Origin of the sequence: Streptomyces sp. NPDC001634, from assembly GCF_040298185.1 — a bacterium.
Taxonomy (GTDB): domain Bacteria; phylum Actinomycetota; class Actinomycetes; order Streptomycetales; family Streptomycetaceae; genus Streptomyces.
Genome location: NZ_JBEOZU010000046.1, coordinates 47,915 through 70,278 on the forward strand (window position 1 = coordinate 47,915; position 22,364 = coordinate 70,278).

The 22,364-nt window shown below is 69.8% G+C and carries 18 protein-coding genes and 1 riboswitch; of the genes, 11 read left to right on the plus strand and 7 right to left on the minus strand.

What is annotated here, in order from left to right:
* Position 1: 1 nt before the first annotated feature.
* From ABT186_RS27940 to iolC, 6 genes are all read right to left on the minus strand, one after another.
* Positions 2-802, minus strand: coding sequence for a GntR family transcriptional regulator (locus ABT186_RS27940; RefSeq protein WP_502973342.1), 801 nt, complete (start codon positions 800-802; stop codon positions 2-4).
* Positions 803-894: 92 nt separating this feature from the next.
* Positions 895-2,397 carry a CoA-acylating methylmalonate-semialdehyde dehydrogenase gene (locus tag ABT186_RS27945; protein ID WP_351231700.1) on the minus strand — a complete coding sequence of 501 codons (1,503 nt, stop codon included), beginning with the start codon at positions 2,395-2,397 and terminating at the stop codon, positions 895-897.
* Between the two features lie 39 nt (positions 2,398-2,436).
* Positions 2,437-4,329: a 3D-(3,5/4)-trihydroxycyclohexane-1,2-dione acylhydrolase (decyclizing) gene (iolD, locus tag ABT186_RS27950; protein WP_351927380.1), complete on the minus strand. Its 1,893-nt coding sequence runs from the start codon at positions 4,327-4,329 to the stop codon at positions 2,437-2,439.
* A 37-nt stretch (positions 4,330-4,366) separates the two neighbouring features.
* Complete coding sequence (iolB, locus tag ABT186_RS27955; RefSeq protein WP_351231703.1) at positions 4,367-5,248, minus strand: 5-deoxy-glucuronate isomerase; 882 nt, start codon at positions 5,246-5,248, stop codon at positions 4,367-4,369.
* A 38-nt stretch (positions 5,249-5,286) separates the two neighbouring features.
* Positions 5,287-6,165: a Cgl0159 family (beta/alpha)8-fold protein gene (locus ABT186_RS27960; RefSeq protein ID WP_351231705.1), complete on the minus strand. Its 879-nt coding sequence runs from the start codon at positions 6,163-6,165 to the stop codon at positions 5,287-5,289.
* Positions 6,166-6,226: 61 nt separating this feature from the next.
* The gene (iolC, locus tag ABT186_RS27965; RefSeq protein WP_351927382.1) at positions 6,227-7,183 is read right to left on the minus strand and encodes a 5-dehydro-2-deoxygluconokinase; all 957 of its coding nucleotides are present in this window, start codon (positions 7,181-7,183) and stop codon (positions 6,227-6,229) included.
* Positions 7,184-7,505: 322 nt separating this feature from the next.
* Here iolC and ABT186_RS27970 point away from each other — a divergent pair, with 322 nt between their 5' ends.
* The 5 genes from ABT186_RS27970 to ABT186_RS27990 are packed head-to-tail and all read left to right on the plus strand — an operon-like array spanning position 7,506 to position 12,472.
* Positions 7,506-8,528, plus strand: a complete 1,023-nt coding sequence (locus ABT186_RS27970; RefSeq protein WP_351231709.1) for a sugar ABC transporter substrate-binding protein — start codon at positions 7,506-7,508, stop codon at positions 8,526-8,528.
* Positions 8,528-9,604 (plus strand): ABC transporter permease, encoded by a 1,077-nt coding sequence (locus ABT186_RS27975; protein WP_351231711.1) that lies wholly within the window; start codon positions 8,528-8,530, stop codon positions 9,602-9,604. Before ABT186_RS27970 ends, ABT186_RS27975 begins: the two co-directional genes overlap by 1 nt.
* A 6-nt stretch (positions 9,605-9,610) precedes the next feature.
* Positions 9,611-10,513 carry an ATP-binding cassette domain-containing protein gene (locus ABT186_RS27980; protein ID WP_351231713.1) on the plus strand — a complete coding sequence of 301 codons (903 nt, stop codon included), beginning with the start codon at positions 9,611-9,613 and terminating at the stop codon, positions 10,511-10,513.
* A 1-nt stretch (position 10,514) separates the two neighbouring features.
* Positions 10,515-11,417 carry a sugar phosphate isomerase/epimerase family protein gene (locus tag ABT186_RS27985; RefSeq protein ID WP_351231715.1) on the plus strand — a complete coding sequence of 301 codons (903 nt, stop codon included), beginning with the start codon at positions 10,515-10,517 and terminating at the stop codon, positions 11,415-11,417.
* A 26-nt stretch (positions 11,418-11,443) separates the two neighbouring features.
* Positions 11,444-12,472 (plus strand): Gfo/Idh/MocA family protein, encoded by a 1,029-nt coding sequence (locus ABT186_RS27990; RefSeq protein ID WP_351231717.1) that lies wholly within the window; start codon positions 11,444-11,446, stop codon positions 12,470-12,472.
* A gap of 67 nt (positions 12,473-12,539) precedes the next feature.
* On the opposite strand, the gene ABT186_RS27995 is transcribed toward ABT186_RS27990, so the two are convergent.
* Complete coding sequence (locus ABT186_RS27995) at positions 12,540-13,658, minus strand: magnesium and cobalt transport protein CorA (protein ID WP_502973343.1); 1,119 nt, start codon at positions 13,656-13,658, stop codon at positions 12,540-12,542.
* A 178-nt stretch (positions 13,659-13,836) separates the two neighbouring features.
* Positions 13,837-14,008, plus strand: a riboswitch (M-box (ykoK) riboswitch).
* Between the two features lie 341 nt (positions 14,009-14,349).
* On the opposite strand from ABT186_RS27995, the gene ABT186_RS28000 reads away from it, so the two are divergent.
* From ABT186_RS28000 to ABT186_RS28025, 6 genes are all read left to right on the plus strand, one after another.
* Complete coding sequence (locus ABT186_RS28000) at positions 14,350-15,696, plus strand: magnesium transporter MgtE N-terminal domain-containing protein (protein ID WP_351231719.1); 1,347 nt, start codon at positions 14,350-14,352, stop codon at positions 15,694-15,696.
* Entirely contained in the window at positions 15,693-17,000 is a 1,308-nt protein-coding gene (locus ABT186_RS28005; protein WP_351231721.1) for an NRAMP family divalent metal transporter, read from the plus strand. Before ABT186_RS28000 ends, ABT186_RS28005 begins: the two co-directional genes overlap by 4 nt.
* Positions 17,001-17,128: 128 nt before the next feature.
* Positions 17,129-18,142 carry a cytochrome c oxidase assembly protein gene (locus tag ABT186_RS28010; protein ID WP_351927384.1) on the plus strand — a complete coding sequence of 338 codons (1,014 nt, stop codon included), beginning with the start codon at positions 17,129-17,131 and terminating at the stop codon, positions 18,140-18,142.
* Between the two features lie 150 nt (positions 18,143-18,292).
* The gene (locus tag ABT186_RS28015; RefSeq protein WP_502973344.1) at positions 18,293-19,333 is read left to right on the plus strand and encodes a glycoside hydrolase family 5 protein; all 1,041 of its coding nucleotides are present in this window, start codon (positions 18,293-18,295) and stop codon (positions 19,331-19,333) included.
* 896 nt (positions 19,334-20,229) lie between these two features.
* Complete coding sequence (locus ABT186_RS28020; RefSeq protein ID WP_351927386.1) at positions 20,230-21,063, plus strand: M55 family metallopeptidase; 834 nt, start codon at positions 20,230-20,232, stop codon at positions 21,061-21,063.
* Positions 21,056-22,360 carry a M20/M25/M40 family metallo-hydrolase gene (locus tag ABT186_RS28025; RefSeq protein WP_351927388.1) on the plus strand — a complete coding sequence of 435 codons (1,305 nt, stop codon included), beginning with the start codon at positions 21,056-21,058 and terminating at the stop codon, positions 22,358-22,360. The genes ABT186_RS28020 and ABT186_RS28025 overlap by 8 nt, the downstream gene beginning before the upstream one ends.
* Positions 22,361-22,364 lie beyond the last annotated feature (4 nt).

The following is a 22,364-nucleotide window of genomic DNA, read 5'->3' on the forward strand; positions in this document are numbered from 1 at the left end:
GTCAGGGCCGTACCAACAGCTGGAAGTCGAAGGCGTACCGCGAAGCGCGGTAGATATGGGTGCCGTATTCGACGGCGCGGCCCGTGTCGTCGTACGCCGTGCGTTGCATCGTGAGCAGGGCGGCGCCCTCCGGCTCGCCCAGGAGTTCCGCCTCATCGGCGGTGGCGCAGCGTGCTCCGATGGACTGGCGGGCGCTGTGCAGGGTGATGCCGATGGTCCGCATCATCCGGTACAGGCCCGTCGATTCCAGCTTCTGCGTGTCGAGGTCCAGCAGGCCCACCGGCACATAGTTGGACAGGAACGCCATCGGCTGGCCGTGGGAGAGGCGCAGGCGCTCCATGTGGTGCACGTCGCCGCCCTCGGCGATCCCGAGGGCGGCCGCGACCTCGGCGGACGCCGGCTGGATCTCGTTGCGCACCACCCGGGTCGCCGGCTTCTGCCCGGCGGTCTCCAGGTCGTCGTACAGACTGCTGAGTTCCAGCGGGCGCTTGACCTGGCTGTGCACCACCTGCGTGCCCACGCCCCGGCGGCGGACCAGCAGCCCCTTGTCGACCAGCGACTGGATGGCCTGACGGACCGTGGGGCGGGACAGGCCGAGCCGCCCGGCGAGCTCGATCTCATTGCCCAGCAGGCTGCCCGGGCCCAGCACACCGTGCTCGATCGCCGCCTCGAGCTGCTGGGCCAGTTGGTAGTAGAGCGGGACCGGGCTGCTGCGGTCGAGGGCGAAGTCCAGGGGAGCGGGTGTGGAAGTGGTCACGGAGGGAGAATATGCCGATGGCTGGTTGACAGGAACCCTTGTCATCACATTGTCCTGACAATCGGTCCTGATTGGGGCCTGAAGCGGCCGGTGCGGGAGGCCTCGCCCTCCTCCTCCCGCACCGGCCGCCGCGCTCATCAGGAGTTGCTGGGGAATCCGAGGTTGATACCGCCGTCGGCCGGGTCCGGCCAGCGCGTGGTGATCACCTTGCCCTGGGTGTAGAAGGCGATGCCGTCGTTGCCGTAGATGTGCAGGTCGCCGAAGAGCGAGGCCTTCCAGCCACCGAAGGAGTGGTAGCCGACCGGCACCGGGATCGGCACGTTGACGCCGACCATGCCCGCCTGGACCTCCAGCTGGAACCGGCGGGCCGCGCCACCGTCCCGGGTGAAGATCGCCGTGCCGTTGCCCCAACGGGAGCTGTTGATCAGCTTGATGGCGTCGTCGTAGGTGTCGGCGCGCACCACGCACAGGACGGGGCCGAAGATCTCGTCCTTGTACGCGTCCGCCGTCACCGGCACCTTGTCCAGCAGCGAGACGCCGATGAAGAAGCCGTCGGCGCACTCGGGGTGTCCCGCCACCGAGTAGCCCGTACCGTCCACCACGACCTCGGCGCCCTGCTCCGCCGCGCTCGTCACGTACGACGCCACCTTGTCGCGGTGTTCGCGCGTGATCAGCGGGCCCATCTCGGAGGCCGCGTCGTTGCCGGGGCCGATGCGCAGGTTCTTGGCGCGCTCGGCGATCTTGGCCACCAGCTCGTCGCCCGTGTCGCCGACCGCGACCACGACCGACACCGCCATGCAGCGCTCGCCGGCCGAACCGTACGCGGCGTTGATGGCCTGGTCGGCGGCGAAGTCCAGGTCGGCGTCCGGCAGGACCAGCATATGGTTCTTCGCGCCGCCCAGCGCCTGCACGCGCTTGTCGTGCTCCACGGCCTTCAGCTGGATGTACTTGGCGATGGGCGTCGAGCCTACGAAGGAGACCGCGGCGATGTCCGGGTGTTCGAGGAGACGGTCCACGGCCACCTTGTCGCCCTGCACGATGTTGAACACACCGTCCGGCAGGCCCGCCTGAGCCAGCAGTTCGGCGAGGCGGTACGAGGCCGACGGGTCCTTCTCGCTCGGCTTGAGCACGAAGGTGTTGCCGGTCGCGATGGCGAGAGGGAACATCCACATCGGGACCATGGCGGGGAAGTTGAACGGCGTGATTCCCGCGACCACGCCCAGCGGCTGGCGGATCGAGGCGACGTCGACGCGGGTGGAGACCTGCGTGGACAGCTCGCCCTTCAGCTTCTCGGAGATACCGCACGCCAGTTCCACGATCTCCAGACCCCGCGCGACCTCGCCGAGCGCGTCGGAGTGGACCTTGCCGTGCTCGGCGGTGATCAGCTCGGCGATCTCGTCGCGATGCGCGTCGAGCAACTCGCGGAACTTGAACAGGATCGCCGTGCGCTTGGCGAGCGAGGACTGGCCCCAGCTCTCGAACGCGGCCTTGGCGGTGGCGACGGCGACGTCCACCTCGTCGACCGAGGCGAAGGCGATCTGCTTCTCCTGCGCGCCGGTGGCCGGGTTGTAGACAGGGCCGAAGCGCCCGGAGGTGCCCTTGACGGGCTCGCCGCCGATCCAGTGGTTGATGGTCTTCATGCTGCAGGGGGCCTTTCGTGAGCGGGGAAGTCAGCGGAGTCAGAGGTGGCGTCGGCGGCCGGTGGCGTGCCGGTCGTACCTCTCGCGGGCGGTCAGGGCCGCTTCGCGGGAGGCGACTTCGGCGACGGGCACGTCCCACCACGCCTCGGCAGGGGGAGCGGTGGGCGTCGGGTCGGTCTCGACGTAGACGCAGGTCGGACGGTCCGAGGCGCGCGCGGTGGCCAGGGCGTCGCGCAACTCCCGTACGGTCTTGGCGCGCAGGACGTCCATGCCGAGGCTGGCGGCGTTGGCGGCCAGGTCCACGGGTAGCGGGGCCCCGGTGAAGGTGCCGTCGGCAACGCGATAGCGGTAAGCGGTGCCGAAGCGCTCGCCGCCGGTCTCCTCGGAGAGGCCGCCGATGGAGGCGTAGCCGTGGTTCTGGATCAGAAGGAGATTGACCGGCAGGCCTTCCTGGACCGCGGTCACGATCTCCGTCGGCATCATCAGATACGTGCCGTCGCCGACCAGCGACCACACCGCAGTGCCGGGCGCGGCCTGCTGGACGCCGATCCCCGCCGGGATCTCGTAGCCCATGCAGGAGTAGCCGTACTCCAGGTGGTACTGGCGCGGTGAGCGGGCCCGCCAGAGCTTGTGCAGGTCGCCGGGGAGCGAGCCCGCCGCGTTGATCACCACGTCGTCGTCGCCCACGACGGCGTCCAGCGCGCCGAGGACCTGGGTCTGGGTCGGCACGGAGTTCTCGTCGTCAGCGCGGTAGGCCGCTTCCACGACCCGCTCCCAACGCTCCTTGCCCGCGCGGTACTCGGCCTCGTACGCCTCACCGACACGGTGGCCGGAGAGTTCCGCGGCCAGGGCCTGAAGACCCGCCCGGGCGTCCGTCACCAGGGTACGGGCGGCGAGCTTGTGGGCGTCGAAGGCGGCGATGTTGAGATTGACGAACCGCAGGCCCGGGTTCTGGAACAGCGTGTTGGAAGCGGTCGTGAAGTCGGTGTAGCGGGTGCCGACGCCGATGATCAGGTCGGCGGTGCGGGCGATGTCGTCGCAGACGGCGGTGCCCGTGTGGCCGATGCCGCCGAGGTCCGCGGGGTGGTCGTGGCGCAGCGAGCCCTTGCCCGCCTGGGTGGAGGCGACCGGGATGCCGGTGGCGTCGACCAGTGCCCTGAGCGCGTCCTCGGCCTCGCTGTGGTGGACCCCGCCGCCCGCCACGATCAGTGGCCGCTCGGCGGCACGGATGGCCCGTACGGCCTCCGCCAGTTCCAGCGGGTCGGGTGCGGGACGGCGTACGTGCCAGACGCGCTCGGCGAAGAACTCCTCCGGCCAGTCGTACGCCTCCGCCTGCACGTCCTGCGGCATGGCGAGGGTGACCGCGCCGGTCTCGGCCGGGTCGGTCAGCACCCGCATGGCGTTGAGTGCGGACGGGATCAGCATCTCGGGGCGCGTGATCCGGTCGAAGTAGCGGGAGACCGGGCGCAGTGTGTCGTTCACGGACACGTCGGCCTCGACCGGGTGCTCCAGCTGCTGCAGCAGCGGGTCGGCGGGGCGCGTCGCGAAGTAGTCGCCGGGCAGGAGCAGTACCGGGAGACGGTTGATGGTGGCCAGGGCGGCACCCGTGACCAGGTTGGTGGCGCCGGGGCCGATGGACGTGGTGACCGCCTGTGCCGACAGCCGGTTGAGCTGGCGGGCGTAGCCCACGGCGGCGTGCACCATGGCCTGCTCGTTGCGGCCCTGGTGGAACGGCATGGTGTCCTCGCCGGCCTCCAGCAGCGCCTGGCCGATGCCGGCGACGTTTCCGTGGCCGAAGATGCCCCAGGTGCCGGCGATCAGCCGGTGGCGCACGCCGTCGCGCTCGCTGTACTGCGCGGACAGGAACTGCACCAGAGCCTGGGCGACGGTCAGGCGGACCTTCGACTGGCTCGGCTGGCTTGGCTGGCTCATCGGGACCTCACTGGGACGGCTTCTTGCGCGAAGGGCTTCACTGGGCGGGGGCGGTGTAGAGCGGAAGGCGGGTGTCGACCGGCTGCTGTGGCCAGGTGCCGCGGATCCACCCGTGGTCGGGGTGGTCGCAGATCAGCCAGGCGCGGTCGGGATCGGGGCCCGCCATGACGTTGAGGTAGTACATGTCGTGGCCGGGCACGGCCATGGACGGTCCGTGCCAGCCGTCCGGGATGAGCACGACATCGCCGTCGCGCACCTCGGCCAGCACGTCCGTGCCGGTGCCATGGCCGGAGGGGGAGACCCGCTGGTAGCCGAGGCCGGGCGTGCCCTCGTGGGCGGCGAACTCGAAGTAGTAGATCTCCTCCAGCTCGGACTCCTCGCCCGGCCGGTTCTCGTCGTGCTTGTGCGGTGGGAAGGAGGACCAGTTGCCGCCCGGCGTGATCACCTCGACGGCGATGAGCTTGTCGCACTCAAAGACGCCGGCCGCACCGAAGTTGTTGACCTGCCGGGAGCAGTTGCCGCTGCCGCGCAGCTCGACGGGTACGGACGAGGCGGGACCGTAGCGGGCGGGCAGCCGGCGCTCGCAGCGGGCGCCGGTGAGCGCGAAGCGCCCGCCGTCACGGGACGCGATCGAGACCTGGGCGTCGCGCGGGACATACGCGAAGTCGCTGACACCGCTGAAGACGCTCTCGCGCCCATGCAGCCGAAACGTGTCACCTCCGACGGCGACGGTGCAGGAGCCCGACAGCGGAAGCACGATCCACTCGCTGTCGCCGGTGTCGAAGGAGTGCCAGCCGCCCGACGGGAGTTCGAGCACACGGAGGCTGGAGTAGCCCCAGCCGGCCGACTCGGGGGTGACGTCGACGGCGTAGGCGTCGCCGGTGGCCTTGCCCGCGGGGAGGTGGTACGTGGTGGTCATGGTGTGATTCCTCGGCTGGGATCGGAACAGACCTGCGCTCACAGCAGTCCGACCGCGGTGTCCACCGCGGTCTCCACACTGCCTTCGGCGGGATACAGCAGGGACCGGCCGACGACCATGCCCTGGACGGTGGGCAGGCGCAGGGCCTTGCGCCACTTCTCGTACGCGCCCTCCTGGTCCTTGCCGACCTCACCGCCCAGCAGCACGGCGGGCAGCGTGGACGCCTCCAGCGCCTCGGCCATGTCGTCGGGATCGTCGGTGACGGGGAGCTTGAGCCAGGTGTAGGCGGAGGTCCCGCCGAGGCCGGACGCGATGGCGATGGAACGGGTGACGGCCTCGGCGCTCAGGTCGTTGCGCACCCTGCCGTCGACACGCCGCGATATGAACGGCTCGACGAACAGCGGCAGTCTGCGCGCGGCCATGTCGTCGACGGCCCGGGCCGTGGACTCCAGGGTCGTGAGGGAGCCGGGGTCGTCGTAGTCGATGCGCAGCAGCAGTTTCCCGGCGTCGAAGCGGAGCCGTTCGATGTCCTCGGCGCGGTGGCCGGTGAAACGGTCGTCCATCTCGAAGGTCGCGCCCGCGAGGCCGCCGCGGTTCATCGAGCCCATCACGACCTTGTCGTCCAGGACGCCGAGCAGCAGCAGGTCCTCCAGGATGTCCGCGGTGGCGAGCACTCCGTCCACGCCGGGCCGGGACAGCGCGATGCACAGGCGTTCGAGCAGATCAGCCCGGTTGGCCATGGCCAGGTGGCGGTCGCCGACGCCGAGGGCGCCCCGCGCGGGGTGGTCGGCGGCCACGATCATGAGGCGGCCGCTGTCGCCGATCAGCGGGCGGCGGACCCGGCGGGCGGCGGCTTCGGCGATGGCCTCCGGGTGCCGGGCGCGCACCGTGACGAGGTCGGGGATGCTGATGCTCAAGACAGGCTCCGTTCAAAGGGGGCGGCGGTCGGCCGCGTACGAGGACGCCTCGATGCGACGGTCAGCCGCGTGCCAGGAGGTCGGCGACCTCAGACTCGGTCGGCATCGCGGAGGAGCAGGCGAGACGGGAGGCGACGAGCGCCCCGGCCGCGTTGGCGTACCGCATGGTCTTCTCCAGCGGCCAGCCGGACAGCAGCCCATGGCAGAGGGAGCCGCCGAAGGCGTCCCCGGCGCCCAGTCCATTGACGACCTCCACGGGCACGGGCGGTACCTCGGCCGTCGTGCCGTCGCGGTGCACGGCGAGCACCCCCTTGGGTCCCTGCTTGACGACCGCGAGTTCCACACCCGCGTCCAGCAACGCCTGGGCGCATGCCGCCGGTTCGCGTACGCCGGTGGCGATCTCGCACTCGTCGAGGTTGCCGACGGCCACGGTGGCGTGGCGCAGCGCCTCGGCGTAGTACGGCCGCGCGGAGTCGGGGTCCTTCCAGAACATCGGACGCCAGTCCAGGTCGAAGACCGTAATGCCCGCTTTGTCCCGTGTCTTGAGGGCGGCGAGGGTGGCCGAGCGGCTGGGCTCCTCGCTCAGGCCGGTCCCGGTGATCCAGAAGATCCGCGTGGAGCGGATGGCGAAGAAGTCCAGCTCGTCGGTGCGGATCTCGAGATCGGGGGCCTTGGGGTGGCGGTAGAAGTAGAGGGGGAAGTCGTCCGGCGGGAAGATCTCGCAGAAGGTGATCGGGGTCGGGTAGGTGTCCACGGGTGTGACGAACCGGTCGTCGACGCCGAACTCCTTCAGCGCCTGGTGCAGATAGGTGCCGAAGGGGTCGTTGCCGGTCCGGGTGATCACCGCGGTGTTACGGCCCAGACGCACGGCGGCCACCGCGACGTTGGCCGCCGAGCCGCCCAGGAACTTGCCGAAGGACTCGACTTGAGGGAGCGGCACACCGGTCTGCAGGGGGTACAGGTCGACCCCGATGCGTCCCATGGTGATCAGATCGAAACATTCGGTCGGCTCAGGCATGCGCGTCGCTCCTCGTGCGGGGGATGCGGGCACCGGGCGCTGGGAAGGCAGGCATCCGGGCCCGGATGCCTCACTTGTGTAGGCCGCGTGGCGCGCCTCTGTCAAGACTTTGTACTTACATTCGGACCTGCTTCTGAAATGATGTCTTAACAAAGTATTGACAGGCGGGTGCGACAGGGGTTTGTATCCCGTCCCAGCGAAACCGCCGGTTTGCCCGGCACTTGACCCGGATCCCCTGTCCGGGACCGCGCCGGACTCCCACCCGGCGCCGTCCCGCCCGTTCGCTTTCCACCCCCGGTCGCACAGTGAGGTGCAAGGAAAGATGGATCGCACGTTTCCCCTCCGCCGCTCCCGCAGACTCGCCTCGTTCGTCGCCGTAGCCGCGGCGTCGGCGCTGTTCGTCGCCGGCTGCTCCAGCAGCTCGGGCGGCAAGAAGGCGGAGGAGAGCAGCTCCGGCGCCGCCGCCGGCAAGGCCACCACTCCGCGGATGACGGTCGCACTGGTGACGCACCAGGCACCCGGCGACACCTTCTGGGACATCGTCCGCAAGGGAGCCGAGGCGGCTGCCGCCAAGGACAACATCAAGCTCGTCTACTCCAGCGACCCGAACGCAGGCAACCAGGCCAACCTCGTCCAGAACGCGATAGACCAGAAGGTCGACGGCATAGCGATAACCCTCGCCAAGCCGGACGCCATGAAGGACGTCGTGGGCAAGGCGAAGACGGCGAACATCCCTGTCGTCGGCCTCAACTCCGGTGTGAGCGACTGGAAGAAGCTCGGCCTGATGGAGTTCTTCGGTCAGGACGAGAGCGTGGCCGGAGAGGCGCTCGGCGAGAGGCTCAACGAGGCCGGTGCCAAGAACGCCGTCTGTGTGATCCAGGAGCAGGGCAACATCGGGCTCACCCAGCGCTGCGACGGCGTGAAGAAGACGTTCAGCGGCAAGACGCAGATCCTCTATGTCAACGGCACCGACATGCCGTCGGTGAAGTCGACGATCACCGCCAAGCTCAAGCAGGACAGCTCGATCGACTACGTGGTCACGCTCGGCGCGCCGTTCGCTCTCACCGCGGTGCAGTCGCTGTCCGACGCGGGCAGCAAGGCGAAGGTCGCCACGTTCGACCTCAACAAGGACCTGACCAGCGCCATCAAGAAGGGTGACATTCAGTTCGCCGTCGACCAGCAGCCCTATCTGCAGGGCTACCTCGCGGTCGACTCGCTGTGGCTCTACAAGAACAACGGCAACTACAGCGGCGGCGGTGAGCAGCCGGTGCTGACCGGCCCGGCCTTCGTCGACAAGAGCAACGTCGACACCATCGCAACGTTCGCTGCGAAGGGCACTAGGTGATGACCATGACCCAGCAGGCTGTGCCGGCGGTGACCTCACCGCCGGCCTCCGGCCCCAAAGAGCGCGACGGGCGGACCGTACAGCGCTCACTAGTGTTGCGGCTGCTCGCCCGGCCCGAAGTCGGCGTCTTCCTCGGCGCCGTGGCGGTGTTCGTCTTCTTCTTCGCCATGGCGCCGACGTTCCGCTCTGGCAGCGCGATGGCCACTGTCCTCTACCAGTCGTCCACCATCGGGATCATGGCGCTGCCCGTGGCCCTGCTGATGATCGGCGGCGAGTTCGACCTGTCGGCCGGTGTCGCGGTGATCACCTCGGCGCTGACCGCCAGCATGGTCAGCTTCCAGCTGACCATGAACGTATGGGTGGGCGTGGTCGTCGCGCTGGTGGTGTCGCTCGCGATCGGGGCCTTCAACGGCTGGATGATGGTGCGCACGGGGCTGCCCAGCTTCCTGGTCACTCTCGGCACCTTCCTGGGTCTGCAGGGCATCAACCTCGCGGTCACCAAGCTGATCACCGGCAATGTGGCGACCGACGACATCAGCGACATGGACGGCTTCAACCAGGCCAAGGCGGTCTTCTCCTCGACGTTCACCGTCGGGGGTGTCCAGTTCAAGATCACCGTTCTGTGGTGGCTGTTGTTCGCGGCCCTGGCGACCTGGGTGCTGCTGCGCACCAAGTACGGCAACTGGATCTTCGCGGTCGGCGGCAACAAGGACAGCGCACGAGCCGTCGGTGTGCCGGTGAAGTTCACCAAGATATCGCTGTTCATGCTGGTCGGCTTCGGCGCCTGGTTCGTCGGCATGCACCAGCTGTTCTCCTTCAACACCGTGCAGTCCGGCGAGGGTGTCGGCCAGGAGCTGATCTACATCGCCGCGGCGGTGATCGGCGGCTGTCTGCTGACCGGCGGTTACGGTTCCGCGATCGGCCCGGTCTTCGGCGCCTTCATGTTCGGCATGGTGAGCCAGGGCATCGTCTACGCCGGCTGGAACCCCGACTGGTTCAAGGCCTTCCTCGGCGTGATGCTCCTCGGCGCCACGCTCATCAATCTGTGGGTCCAGAAGTCTGCGACCCGGAGGTGATCACCCATGACGACCGCTGACCTCACCAAGAACAACGACAAGGCCGCCCCGGCGGACCAGGCCCCCGTCGTCGAACTGCGCGGCACGGGCAAGTCGTACGGCAACATACGCGCCCTGCACGGAGTGGATCTCGCCGTGCACCCGGGCAAGGTGACCTGCGTGCTGGGCGACAACGGCGCCGGCAAGTCCACCCTGATCAAGATCATCTCGGGGCTGCACCAGCACACCGAGGGCGAGTTCCTCGTCGACGGCGAGTCGGTGCGCTTCTCCACCCCGCGCGAGGCCCTCGACAAGGGCATCGCCACCGTCTACCAGGACCTGGCGACCGTGCCGCTCATGCCGGTGTGGCGCAACTTCTTCCTCGGCTCCGAGATGACCAAGGGCCCCTGGCCGGTCCGCCGCCTGGACATCGCCCGCATGAAGAAGACCGCGGACGAGGAACTGCGCAACATGGGCATCGTCCTCGACGACCTGGAGCAGCCCATCGGCACCCTCTCCGGCGGCCAGCGCCAGTGCGTCGCGATCGCCCGCGCCGTCTACTTCGGCGCCCGCGTCCTCATCCTGGACGAGCCCACCGCCGCGCTCGGCGTCAAGCAGTCCGGTGTGGTGCTGAAGTACATCGCCGCCGCCCGCGACCGCGGCCTCGGCGTCATCTTCATCACCCACAACCCGCACCACGCCTACATGGTCGGCGACCACTTCAGCGTGCTGCGCCTGGGCACCCTGGAACTGTCCGCCTCCCGCGACCGGGTCAGCCTCGAAGAGCTGACCAACCACATGGCCGGCGGCGCCGAACTCGCCGCCCTCAAGCACGAGTTGGCCCAGGTCCGCGGCGTCGACGTCGAGGAACTCCCCGAAGAGGACGACCTCACCGCACCCGTGGCGGCATCTCCCGAAGGGAACTCCTGATATGACCACCCCCCTGGACCGCATCCGGGTCGGCTCCGCCCCGGACTCCTGGGGCGTCTGGTTCCCGGACGACCCGCAGCAGGTGCCCTGGGAACGCTTCCTGGACGAGGTCGCCGAGGCCGGCTACTCCTGGATCGAGCTCGGCCCGTACGGCTATCTGCCGACCGATCCGGCGCGGCTCACCGACGAGGTGAACAAGCGGAACCTGAAGGTCTCGGCCGGCACGGTCTTCACCTCGCTGCACCGCGGACCGGCCGTGTGGGAGTCCACCTGGAAGCACGTCAGCGAGATCGCCGCACTCACCCAGGCCATGGGCGCGAAGCACATCGTGGTCATCCCCTCCTTCTGGCGGGACGACAAGACCGCCGAGATCATCGAGCCCTCGGAGCTCACCGCGGAGCAGTGGGCCCACCTCACCAAGGGCATGGAGCGGCTCGGCCACGAGGTCAGGGAGACCTACGGCCTCGACATCGTCGTCCACCCGCACGCCGACACCCATATCGACACCGAGGACCACGTCGAGCGCTTCCTCGACTCGACGGACTCCGACCTCGTCAACCTGTGCCTGGACACCGGGCACTACGCCTACTGCGGCGGCGACAGCGTCAAGCTCATCGAGACCTACGGTGAGCGCATCGGCTATCTGCACCTCAAGCAGGTCGACCCGGAGATCCTCGCCGACGTCGTCAAGAACGGGGTCCCCTTCGGACCTGCCGTGCAGCGCGGCGTGATGTGCGAGCCCCCGGCCGGCGTGCCCGCGCTGGAGCCGGTCCTCGCGGCCGCCCAGGGTCTCGGCGTGGAGCTGTTCGCCATCGTCGAGCAGGACATGTACCCCTGCCCGCCGGACAAGCCGCTGCCCATTGCCGTACGCACCCGCAAGTTCCTCCGCTCCTGCGGCGCCTGACCGACCCGAAGGGACGACCAACCAGCATGACTCAGCGTGGAACGCTCGGAGTTGCCGTCATCGGAACAGGGCGGATGGGCGCCGACCATGTGCGCCGCATCAGTGAGGTGACCAGCGGGGCGCGGGTCACCGCCGTCGTGGACGTCGACGCGGAACGGGCCAAGAGCGTCGCGGCCGGCGTCGAGGGCTGCACCGCCTACACGGAACCCGCCGCCGCGATGGCCGCCGACGATGTGGACGCCGTACTGATCGCCTCCCCGGGGCCCGCCCACGAGGCCGCGCTGCTGGCGGCCTTCGAGCACGACCTGCCGGTGCTGTGCGAAAAGCCCCTCACCCCCGACGCGGCCTCCGCGCTCAGGATCCTCGAGGCCGAGCAGAAGCTCGGTCACCGGCGTGTCCAGGTCGGCTTCATGCGGCGTTACGACGCCGAGTACATCAAGCTCAAGGCGCTGCTGGACAGCGGCCAGCTGGGCCGGCCGCTGATGCTGCACAACCGGCATCGCAACGCGGCCAGCCCGCCCGGCTTCACCGACGCGATGCTCATCAACGACTCGGTCGTGCACGAGATGGACGTGACGCGCTGGCTGCTCGGCCAGGAGATCACGGCGGTGACGGTGCTGCGCCCGACACCGTCGGACAACGCGCCGGACGGCCTGGCGGACCCGCAGTTCGTCGTCTTCGAGACCGACGGCGGCGCAGTCGTCGATGTCGAGATCTTCGTCAACTGCGGCTTCGGCTACCAGGTCCAGGCCGAGGCGGTCTGCGAGCGCGGCACCGCCCGGATCGGCGACGGGCACGCCATGGTCACCAACGCGGCGGGCCGCTGGGGCGGAACCATCGCCCAGGACTTCGTGGAGCGCTTCGCGGAGGCGTACGACCGTGAGGTGCAGGCCTGGGTCGACGCCACCCGGCGCGGCGAGGTGACCGGGCCGAGCGTCTGGGACGGCTATGCCGCGGCAGCGGTCTGCGAGGCGGGCGTCCGCGCCCAGGCGGATCGTCAACGGGGTCGCCGCACCGAAGTCGAACTGATCGAGCGCCCCGCGCTCTACCGTTGACCCGGACGCGCCCCCTGCCCGGGGGCGCGTTCAGCCTTGGATCACCGGTCGTGGGATCGGGCGGGTGTCACAGCCAGCCGTTGCGCTTGAATCCGCGGTAGATGACGAAGCAGGCGACGGCGATGACCCCGAGCGCGAGCGGGTAGCCGAAGCGCCAGTGCAGCTCGGGCATATGGTCGAAGTTCATGCCGTACACGCCGCACACCATGGTGGGTACGGCGATGATCGAAGCCCAGGCGGTGATCTTGCGGGCGTCCTCGTTCTGGGCGACGGCCACCTGGGCCAGGTGGGCCTGGAGGATGGAGTCGAGCAGGCCGTCGAAGGCGGTGACCTGCTCGATGACACGGGCGAGGTGGTCCGCGACATCCCGGAAGTACGCCTGTATCTCCCGGTCGATGGCGCCGATGGGCTCGGTGGCCAGCCGGGACAGCGGGCGAGAGAGGGGGACAACGGCCCTTTTCAGTTCCAGCAGTTCACGCTTGAGCTGGTAGATGCGTCCGGGGTCGGCGCTCTGGCCGCTGTCCGGGGAGAAGACCTCGGTCTCGACCTGGTCGATGTCGTTCTGGACGGCGTCGGTGACGGTGAGGTAGTCGTCGACCACGTGGTCGGCGACGGCGTGCAGCACCGCGGACGGGCCCTTGGCCAGCTGGCCGGGGTCGCGCTCCAGGCCCTCGCGCAGGGGCCCGAGGGAACCGTGGCGGCCGTGGCGGACGGTGACCACGAAGTCCGGGCCGACGAAGACCATGATCTCGCCCGTGTCGACGACCTCGCTGGTCGCGGTGAGTTCGGCGTGGTCGACATAGGTGACCGTCTTGAAGACGGCGAACAGGACGTCGTCGTACTGCTCGACCTTCGGGCGCTGGTGGGCGTGGACGGCGTCCTCGACGGCGAGCGGGTGCAGGCCGAACAGCTCCGCGACCCCGGCGAACTCCTCTTCGGTCGGCTCGTGCAGGCCCAGCCACACGAAGCCGTGCCGGTGCTTGCGCACCTGCCGTACGGCTTCCTCGACGGATTCGACGAGGGGCTGACGGACACCGTCGCGGTAGACGACGCAGTTGACCACCGTGGACCCGAGCGGGGACCGGGCCGGGTGGCTGAGGTCCACGCGACGGCTCCGCCGCGTCAGCCCGGCGACTTTGCGCAGATTGCCGACCATCGACATAGGGGACTCACTTTCGGCGGACATCGGCGTCCGGTCAGTGTGCCAGTCAGGGGTAAGGCGCACGTCAAGACCGCGCATGAGGCCGGAATGCACGCGCAGGATGCGGGCGCCTTCCTGCCTTGTCGTGGTTTTGTGCAGGTCAAGGGCTGGTCACGGATACGGGGTGGCGGCCGGCGGGGGCGTATGCTCTGGGTGGTTTGACCAGACACCTCGTTCGGTGAGGCGTCTTCACGGACACAGGCCACTGATCCCACCCGTCGAGAGACGCTCCGGATCAGGACAGGTCTCCCCGGCCCAAGGGGTGACCCCAGGTGGCTTCCCCTACGGGGGATTACGCCGTGGAGTGCCAAAGCTCTGACGAGTTGGGGTGCGCCGGGTCCTCGTCCCGGCTGCCCCTTGCCGCATGGCCGTGACGTCTCGTACGCGGCCGGGACCGGGAGGAGGCGAGATGGACAGTAGTCCGGGCCATAGTCGGCCCCATTCCGCGATGTCCCGATCGTCCTTCCGCGACCCGGGGCAGCCCGCTCTCTCCTGACCCCGCCCGGCCCCCGCGGCCCGTGACCTGCCCCGCTCTCCGGCCCCGGCAGGCCGCGCACGGGCGTGTGCCCGGCGTGCCCACAGCCGCCGGGGGGAGGAAGACCGCTGCCGTGGGCCGCCCGATGCCCCGTCACAAAGGGGCAGGGGGGTGTTCACCTTGGCTGCTCAAACTCTGCTCATGTCCACCACGGCTCGTCTGCGCGACCGCCGCGTCCATCTGGAACGCCGCGCCACCGCCTCCAAGGCCGTCCGCTCCTCGCTCGTGTCGCTGGCCGGGCTGATCGGCGGACCGGTCACCAACCAGGCCGGCGAGGAGGTCGGCCGTGTCGTCGACGTGGTCGCCCGGCTGTACGGCGCGGAGTCGTATCCACCGGTCACCGGGCTGATCCTGCGCATCGGGCGGCGGCGGACCTTCCTGACCGCGGATGCCATCGGCAAGGTGCACTCCGGGCACGTACGACTGCGCACCGCCCGGGTCGACCTGCGGGAATTCACCCGCCGGCCCGGCGAAGCACTGCTGGCCAAGGATGTGCTCGACCACCAACTGGTCGACGTCGACGGCGTCCAGGTCACCCGGGCCGCCGACCTCTACCTGGCGCCGCTGGTGGACCGGGTGGTGCTGGTCGGGGTGGACGTCTCCCTGCCCACCCTGCTCCGCCGGCTCGGTCCGCGCCGCTGGCAGGCCCGGCCGACTCCGGAGCGGGTCCTGGACTGGCAGGCCGTGGCCCCGTTCGCCGAGCAGGCCACCGAGGGGCCGCCGGAGGTACGGCTGCGGGCCTCCCGGGCCGCGCTGCACCGGCTGCGCCCGGCCGATCTCGCCGACATCCTCGAGGACCTCGGCCGCGCCGAGCGGCAGCAGTTGCTCGGCTGGCTGGAACCGGAGCAGGCCGCCGACGCACTGGAGGAGATGGAACCCGCCGAGCTGGAGAACCTGCTGCGCGAGGCACAGCCGGAGCACGCCGCCCGGCTGGTCGACGAGATGGAGCCGGACGAGGCCGCCGACGCCCTGCGCGACCTCACCCCGGAGGAGCGCGAGTCGCTGCTCACCCGCATGCCGGCCGACGAGGCCGGGGAGCTGCGCCGACTGCTGACCCACCGGGAGGGCACCGCGGGCGGCGCCATGACCACGCTGCTGGTCACCGCCCGTCGGGACGAGACCGTCGCGCAGGTGCGGGCCCGGCTGGCCGAGCAGGCCGAACACCGCACCGAGATCGACGCCATAGCCGTCGTGGACGACCAGGACCGGCTGGTGTACGACATCGCACTGTTCGACCTGGCCGTGGCCGAGGACGCCACCCCGGTCGCCGACCTGGTGGCCTGGCTCGCCCAGTTCGGCCCGTCCGTCACCGTCCACGCCGACACCCCGCTGGCCGAGGCCGCCGACCGGCTGGTCGCCGCCCGCGCCTCGTCGTTGCTGGTGGTCGACGACACCGGCCGTCCGATCGGCCGGATCCTGGCCGACGACCTGCTCGATGCCCTGCTGCCCGAACGCGGGCGCCTGCACTTCCGGAGGTTCCTGCAGTGACCCGCGACCTCGACACCACCACCGCGGCCGCGGGGGCCCCGCCCACGACCGGCGCGGCCCCCGCCCGCCGCACCGGCCGGCGACGCATCACCATGATCGCGGCGATCGCCGGGCCGGGACTGGTCGCCGCGAACGCAGGCAACGACGCCGCCGGTATCGCCACCTACGCCTCGGCAGGCTCCCAGTTCACCTACGGCACGCTGTTCTTCATGGTGCTGGTCACCATCGCCCTGGTGATGGTGCAGGAGATGGCCGTCCGCCTCGGCGCCCACACCGGCAAGGGCCTCGGTGCCCTGATCCGTGAGCAGTTCAGCCTGCGTCTGACCGCGCTCGCGGTGTTCTGCCTGCTGGTGGCCAACACCGGCCTCGTCGTCTCCGAGTTCGCCGGCATCGGCGCCGCCTTCGAGCTCCTCGGCGTGCCCAAGTGGGCGGTGATCCCGCCGGCCGCGATCCTGCTGTGGGCGCTGGTGCTGTTCGGCTCCTATCACTGGGCCGAACGCATCTTCCTGATCATGTCGCTGGCGTTCTTCGCCTACCCCGTCGCCATGATCCTCGGCCACCCCGACTGGGGCTCCGTCGGTCACCACCTGATCGTCCCGCACATGGAGCCCGGCAAGAGCTTCATCCTGCTGGCGGTCGCCCTGATCGGCACCACCGTCAGCCCCTATATGCAGTTCTACGCCGCGGCCGGCGTCGTCGACCGCGGCGCCAAGCCCGCCGACTACCCGCTCATCCGCGCCGACGCCGTCCTCGGCGCCGTGTTCGCCTGCGTCATCAGCATGACCATCATCATCGCCACCGCCTCCGCCATCGGCGGCACCGGCCCGCTGGACTCCGCCGCCCAGGCCGCCGAAGCCCTCAAACCGGTGGCCGGACAGAACGCCGAGCTGCTGTTCGCCCTCGGTCTGCTCGGCGCCTCCGCGCTGGCCGGCGCCGTCGTACCGCTGTCCGCCAGCTACGCCATGGGCGAGGCCGCCGGCGTGGAACGCTCCGTCTCCCGCAGCTTCCGCGACGCCCCTCTGTTCCTGGGTCTGTTCACCGCCCAGATCGTGCTGGGTGCGACGGTGGCGATGACCCCGGTCGACGTCATCCAGCTGCTCATCGGAACCCAGGTCCTGCAGGGCCTGATCAGCCCCGTCGTCCTGGTCTACCTGCTGGTCCTGACCAACCGCCGCTCCGTTCTCGGACCGGCCGCCAACGGACCGCGCTACCGCATCGCCGCCACCGCCGTGGTCGTCGGTGTCGCCAGTATGTCCACGATCCTGCTCGTCCAGACGGTGCTCGGCTGGTTCGGGCTCGGCTGACCTCCGGACGTCCCGGCCCCGCCCCGCCATCGGGCACCCCGCCGCCCGGTCCGGGGTCGCGAGCGACTACCGTCCCGCTGTGGAGCTGTACCGGCTCGCCGCATACATGCTGAAGGAGGAAGATCTGCATGATTGGTTACGCGGTGACCGATCTGTCGGCGGGGTCCCTGGCGGAACTGACCACAGGACGCCTGCTGGCCTCGTGGCAGCTGGATGTCCCCGCGCTGCTGCTGGTCGCCGTCCTGGGCACGCTCTACGGCTGGGGCGTGCTGCGCCTGCGCCGGCGGGGTGAGCCCTGGCCGCCCGCCCGTACCGCCGCATTCGTGCTGCTGGGACTCGGCGCGCTGGTGGTGGCCACGATGTCCGGGCTGGCCGTGTACGACCATGTGCTGTTCTGGCCGGCCGCCGTGCAGAACATCCTGCTCGACCTGGTGGCACCCCTCGGCCTGGCCCTGGGCGATCCCCTGCGGCTCGCCGTCCAGGCGCTGCCCGAGGCCGCCGCGGGGCGGGTCCGCCGGGTCATGACCGGACGGGTGGTGCGTGTGCTGACGTTTCCTCTGGTCAGCACGGCCCTGGTCCTCGCCACCGAGCTGACGGTGTACTTCACGCCGTACTTCGCCACCGCCCTGCGCGTGGGCTGGCTGCACGAGCTGATGTATCTGCACCTGCTGGCAGCCGGCAGCCTGTTCGTCGTGCCGGTGCTCACCCACGAGGAGGCGCTGCCCTCCTGGTGCACCCACCCGGTACGAGCGGCGCTGGTGTTCCTGGACGGCATCGTCGACGCGGTGCCGGGCGTCGTGGTGATGACCCACGGCACGCTGATCGCGGGCGCCTGGTACCTGCACCACGCGCCGTCCTGGGCCCCGGACGTCCACCATGATCAGCAGATCGGCGGCGGCGCGATGCTCAGCATCGCCGAACTGGTCGCCCTGCCGTTCCTGCTGGCGATCCTGGTGCAGTGGGCACGCGCGGAACGAGCCCAGAACGCGGCCCTGGACCGCCGCCTCGACACGGAACTCACCCCCGTCACGGTGTCGGCTTCCGACCAGAGCCGGACGGAGTCCCCGGATCTCGTACGCCCCTGGTGGGAGACCGAGCAGAACGACGTGGCCGCGCGGATCCGACGTCAGCGCCGCGACTGAACCAGGGGAGAGCGAGAGGGGCGGCGCGGTCATCTCCGTCTGGGTGCACGCCAGTTGAACCATTGCGCAACACCCTTGACAAATTCTTGTGGCCCAAACCACACTCGCAACCCGGTTGATCATGCCACGTCAAAGGTCAGAGGTGCTGCCATGCCCATGCGTACCCGTCGCCCCAAGCAGACCGGCATACGTTCGCTGGTAGCCGCCGCCGTGGCCGGCGCGGCGGCACTGGGCCTCGGCCTCCCGTCCTCCGCCGCGGCTGCCGCACCGGTCACGCCGAACACCAGCCAGTTCAAGGGCGTGAACTGGGCCGACCCCCGCGACAATTACGCGAACGACCCGGTCGTGCTGTCCGGGCTGTCGCTCTCCGACAACTACGCCACGACCTATCACAAGGCGAGCCGCATCATCTCCGCCTTCAGGGCCAACCTCGGCGCCAACACCGTCCGGATTCCGATCAACCCCTACACCGTCAACGGCTCCTACTGGCACTCGTACCGTGCCGTCATCGACGCCGCCACCCGGCTGCACTTCAAGGTGATCGTCTCCTACTGGGAGGGCACCGGCGCCGCCAAGGACGGCTTCATCGACGACCTCGACGCCTACTGGCGCATGTGGACCAATGTCACCCGCACCTACAGCGCGAACGAGCGGGTCTACTTCGAGCCGATGAACGAGCCGCACGGCTACACCCCGGCCCAGTGGGCGGACATCGCCGCCGAGTGGATCGACACCTTCCCCGCCGTGCCGCGTGACCGCATTTTCGTCAGCGGCAGCGGCTACAACGACAGCGTCACCTCGGTCTGTGCCGACCCCCGGCTGAAGGGCACCTACCTTTCCCTGCACCACTACGGCTTCTGGGGCAACCACACGTACGACGAGTGGACCACCGACCTCAAGAACCGTCTGGGCGACTGCGCCTGGCGCACTGTGGCCGACGAGTTCGGCGCTTCCATGACCACCGGCCTGGACTACAACGGACCGAACACCGGCAACAACGAGATCGCGTTCATCCAGGCCGACACCGATGTCTTCCGTGCGCTGCACATGGGCTCGGTCTACTGGCCCGGTCTGCGCAGCGGCGACACGTACAGCATGGAGACGCTCATCGGCACCTCCGCCAATCCCTGGCTGAAGACCACCAACTCCTCCGGTGCCGACCGGTTGGCCTGGGCGTGGGGCCGCGACTGACGGCCGGACGGCCTTACGAGCACCAAGCGCGGCACACCTCGGTGCATCCTGGCCGCTGTCCCCGGCGGCTACGGCTCGGCTCGGGCTTCGCTGGTCATCGCTTCGGGTTTCGTGCGACCCGACCGCGTGCCACCGCTCCGGCTCCCTGCGCTGGGCCGGATGCCGAGTGTCGGCCGGCCGCAGCGGCGACCTACAGCCTGAGGAATACGCACTGCCTGTACCGGGCCGCACCCGGTCCGGGGAGCGCCGTTCCTGGGTGCGGCACGTCCCCCCACCGGACATCCGCGCAGATCACGCCATTCCCATTGGCTCCAAGGGATCAGGGACACCCCGGACAAGCGCTTCATCCGCAGCCGGTTCTGGTCGGAATCGGCTCCCGGCCGTCCGATGCCGAAGACGCTCAGGACGACGAGGATGCGGGGTCGTCCAGGCCGGAGCATGTTCCCCGGGGCCCGGAGGTGTCTTCTTGGGCTGCCATGTCGAGCAGGACGAGGGCGTCATGGTCCGGCGTGCCTCGTTCGGCGTAGTAGGTCCCACATGCGGGCGGTGACAGCCGCGTGGGGGACCCTGTCACACCCCGGAACACCGCTCCCCGGCACGGTGCGGTCTGCCACCCCCCGAAGCTCGGGCGGCAGGCTGGAGATCGTCACGAGCCCCCCTTTCCTCGCAGGAGACCAACTGCGCCCGCAGGAGACCACCTGCGCGCAGGAGACCACCTGCGCCCGCACGAGACCCGACCATGTCCAACCCGGTCGCCTCGGCCCTGCCCGGCGACGACTCCCTCGCCGACGCGTAGCGTGACACGGCATGAAGATCCCCGTCACCGCCGCATGCTGTCGCAAACTGCTCTCACCAGCCGGACGACAAGCCTCTGATCAGCGATGGGACGGACCCGCATGAAGATCCTCATCAGCGCCGACATGGAGGGCGCCACCGGTGTGACCTGGCCGGCCGACGTGCTGCCGGGGACGCCGCAGTGGGAGCGTTGCCGGGCGATGTTCACCTCGGACGTGAACGCCGCCGTGCTCGGATTCCTCGACGGCGGTGCCGACGAGGTGCTGATCAACGAGGCCCACTCGACCATGCGCAACCTCCTCCTGGAGCGGCTCGACGAGCGGGCGCAGATGCTCACCGGCCGTCACAAGTCGCTGTCCATGGTGGAGGGCGTGCAGCACGGGGACGTGGACGGCATCGCGTTCGTCGGCTACCACGCGGGCGCCGGTATGGAGGGAGTCCTGGCCCACACCTACCTCGCCAACTCCATCACCGGCGTCTGGATCGATGACGTACGCGCCAGCGAGGGTCTGCTGAACGCGCACGTCGTCGCCGAGTACGGCGTCCCGGTGATCCTCGTCACCGGCGACGACGTGGCCTGCGAGGACGCGCTCGGATATGCGCCGGAGGCGCTCAAGGTCGCCGTCAAGGACCATGTCTCGCGGTACGCGGCCGTGTGCCGCACCCCGGCCAGGACCGCCGCCGACATCCGCGCCGCCGCCAAGGAGGCGGCCGCCCTGGCCGTGCGCCACGAGCCGGTGGAGCGCGGTCCGTTCACCATCGCACTGGAGTTTGACGCGGAGCATCTGGCGATGGCCGCCACCGTCGTGCCGGGCGTGGACCGCATCGGGGAGCGGAAGGTGGCGTACACGAGCCGGAGCAGGTACGAGGGGATCCGTACTTTCAAGGCGGTCACCACGATCGTCTCGGCCGCGGTGGAGGAGCAGTATGGCTGACCAGCAGGCACTCGACGAGGTCGTACGGTTCACCTCCGACCTCATCCGCATCGACACCACCAACCGGGGCGGCGGCGACTGCCAGGAGCGGCCCGCCGCCGAGTACGCGGCCGCGCGGCTGGCGGAGGCGGGCCTCGAACCCACCCTGCTGGAGCGCACCAAGGGCCGCACGAACGTCGTCGCCCGCATCGAGGGCACCGATCCCTCCGCCGACGCCCTGCTGGTCCACGGCCACCTCGACGTGGTGCCCGCCGAGGCCGCGGGCTGGAGCGTGCACCCGTTCTCGGGCGAGGTCCGCGACGGCGTCGTCTGGGGCCGGGGCGCGGTCGACATGAAGAACATGGACGCGATGATCCTCGCGGTCGTACGGGACTGGGCGCGCTCGGGCGTGCGGCCGCGGCGCGACCTCGTCATCGCGTTCACCGCCGACGAGGAGGCCAGCGCCGAGGACGGGGCGGGCTTCCTCGCGGATCAGCACGCGGGTCTCTTCGAAGGGTGCACCGAAGGCGTCAGCGAGTCGGGAGCGTTCACCTTCCACGACGGAAGCGGTCGGCAGATCTACCCCATCGGCGCCGGCGAGCGCGGCACCGCCTGGCTCAGGCTCACCGCGCGCGGCCGGGCCGGCCACGGCTCCAAGGTCAACCGCAGCAACGCGGTCACCCGGCTCGCCGCTGCCGTCGCCCGCATCGGCGCGCACGAGTGGCCGCTCAGACTCACCCCGACCGTGCGCGCCGCGCTCACCGAACTAGCCGCGCTGTACGGCCTGGAGACCGACCTCGACGATGTGGACGGCCTCATGGAGAAGCTCGGCCCGGCCGCCGCGCTCGTCGAGGCGACGGTCCGCAACAGCGCCAACCCGACCATGCTGAGCGCCGGTTACAAGGTCAACGTGATCCCGGGGGAGGCCGTCGCATACGTCGACGGACGCTATCTGCCCGGCGCCGAGGACGAGTTCCGTACGACCCTCGACGAGCTCACCGGACCGGATGTGAACTGGGAGTTCCACCACCGCGAGGTCGCCCTCCAGGCGCCGGTGGACTCGCCGACGTACGCCCGGATGCGGGCCGCCGTGGAGGAGTTCGCGCCCGAGGGGCACGTGGTGCCGTACTGCATGTCGGGCGGCACCGACGCCAAGCAGTTCTCCCGCCTCGGCATCACCGGATACGGGTTCGCGCCTGTGAAACTTCCGGAGGGCTTCGACTACCAGGCGCTCTTCCACGGCGTCGACGAACGCGTTCCGGTCGAGGCACTGCAGTTCGGCGTGCGCGTCCTCGACCGCTTTCTGCGCACGGCCTAGGAGG

Coding starts and splice junctions, on each gene's coding strand:
- ABT186_RS27940 (WP_502973342.1), bottom strand. CDS start 802: ATGACAAGGGTTCCTGTCAACCAGCCATCGGCATATTCTCCCTCCGTG.
- ABT186_RS27945 (WP_351231700.1), bottom strand. CDS start 2,397: ATGAAGACCATCAACCACTGGATCGGCGGCGAGCCCGTCAAGGGCACC.
- iolD (WP_351927380.1), bottom strand. CDS start 4,329: ATGAGCCAGCCAAGCCAGCCGAGCCAGTCGAAGGTCCGCCTGACCGTC.
- iolB (WP_351231703.1), bottom strand. CDS start 5,248: ATGACCACCACGTACCACCTCCCCGCGGGCAAGGCCACCGGCGACGCC.
- iolC (WP_351927382.1), bottom strand. CDS start 7,183: ATGCCTGAGCCGACCGAATGTTTCGATCTGATCACCATGGGACGCATC.
- ABT186_RS27970 (WP_351231709.1), top strand. CDS start 7,506: ATGGATCGCACGTTTCCCCTCCGCCGCTCCCGCAGACTCGCCTCGTTC.
- ABT186_RS27975 (WP_351231711.1), top strand. CDS start 8,528: ATGACCATGACCCAGCAGGCTGTGCCGGCGGTGACCTCACCGCCGGCC.
- ABT186_RS27980 (WP_351231713.1), top strand. CDS start 9,611: ATGACGACCGCTGACCTCACCAAGAACAACGACAAGGCCGCCCCGGCG.
- ABT186_RS27985 (WP_351231715.1), top strand. CDS start 10,515: ATGACCACCCCCCTGGACCGCATCCGGGTCGGCTCCGCCCCGGACTCC.
- ABT186_RS27990 (WP_351231717.1), top strand. CDS start 11,444: ATGACTCAGCGTGGAACGCTCGGAGTTGCCGTCATCGGAACAGGGCGG.
- ABT186_RS27995 (WP_502973343.1), bottom strand. CDS start 13,658: ATGTCCGCCGAAAGTGAGTCCCCTATGTCGATGGTCGGCAATCTGCGC.
- ABT186_RS28000 (WP_351231719.1), top strand. CDS start 14,350: ATGTCCACCACGGCTCGTCTGCGCGACCGCCGCGTCCATCTGGAACGC.
- ABT186_RS28010 (WP_351927384.1), top strand. CDS start 17,129: ATGATTGGTTACGCGGTGACCGATCTGTCGGCGGGGTCCCTGGCGGAA.
- ABT186_RS28015 (WP_502973344.1), top strand. CDS start 18,293: ATGCCCATGCGTACCCGTCGCCCCAAGCAGACCGGCATACGTTCGCTG.
- ABT186_RS28020 (WP_351927386.1), top strand. CDS start 20,230: ATGAAGATCCTCATCAGCGCCGACATGGAGGGCGCCACCGGTGTGACC.
- ABT186_RS28025 (WP_351927388.1), top strand. CDS start 21,056: ATGGCTGACCAGCAGGCACTCGACGAGGTCGTACGGTTCACCTCCGAC.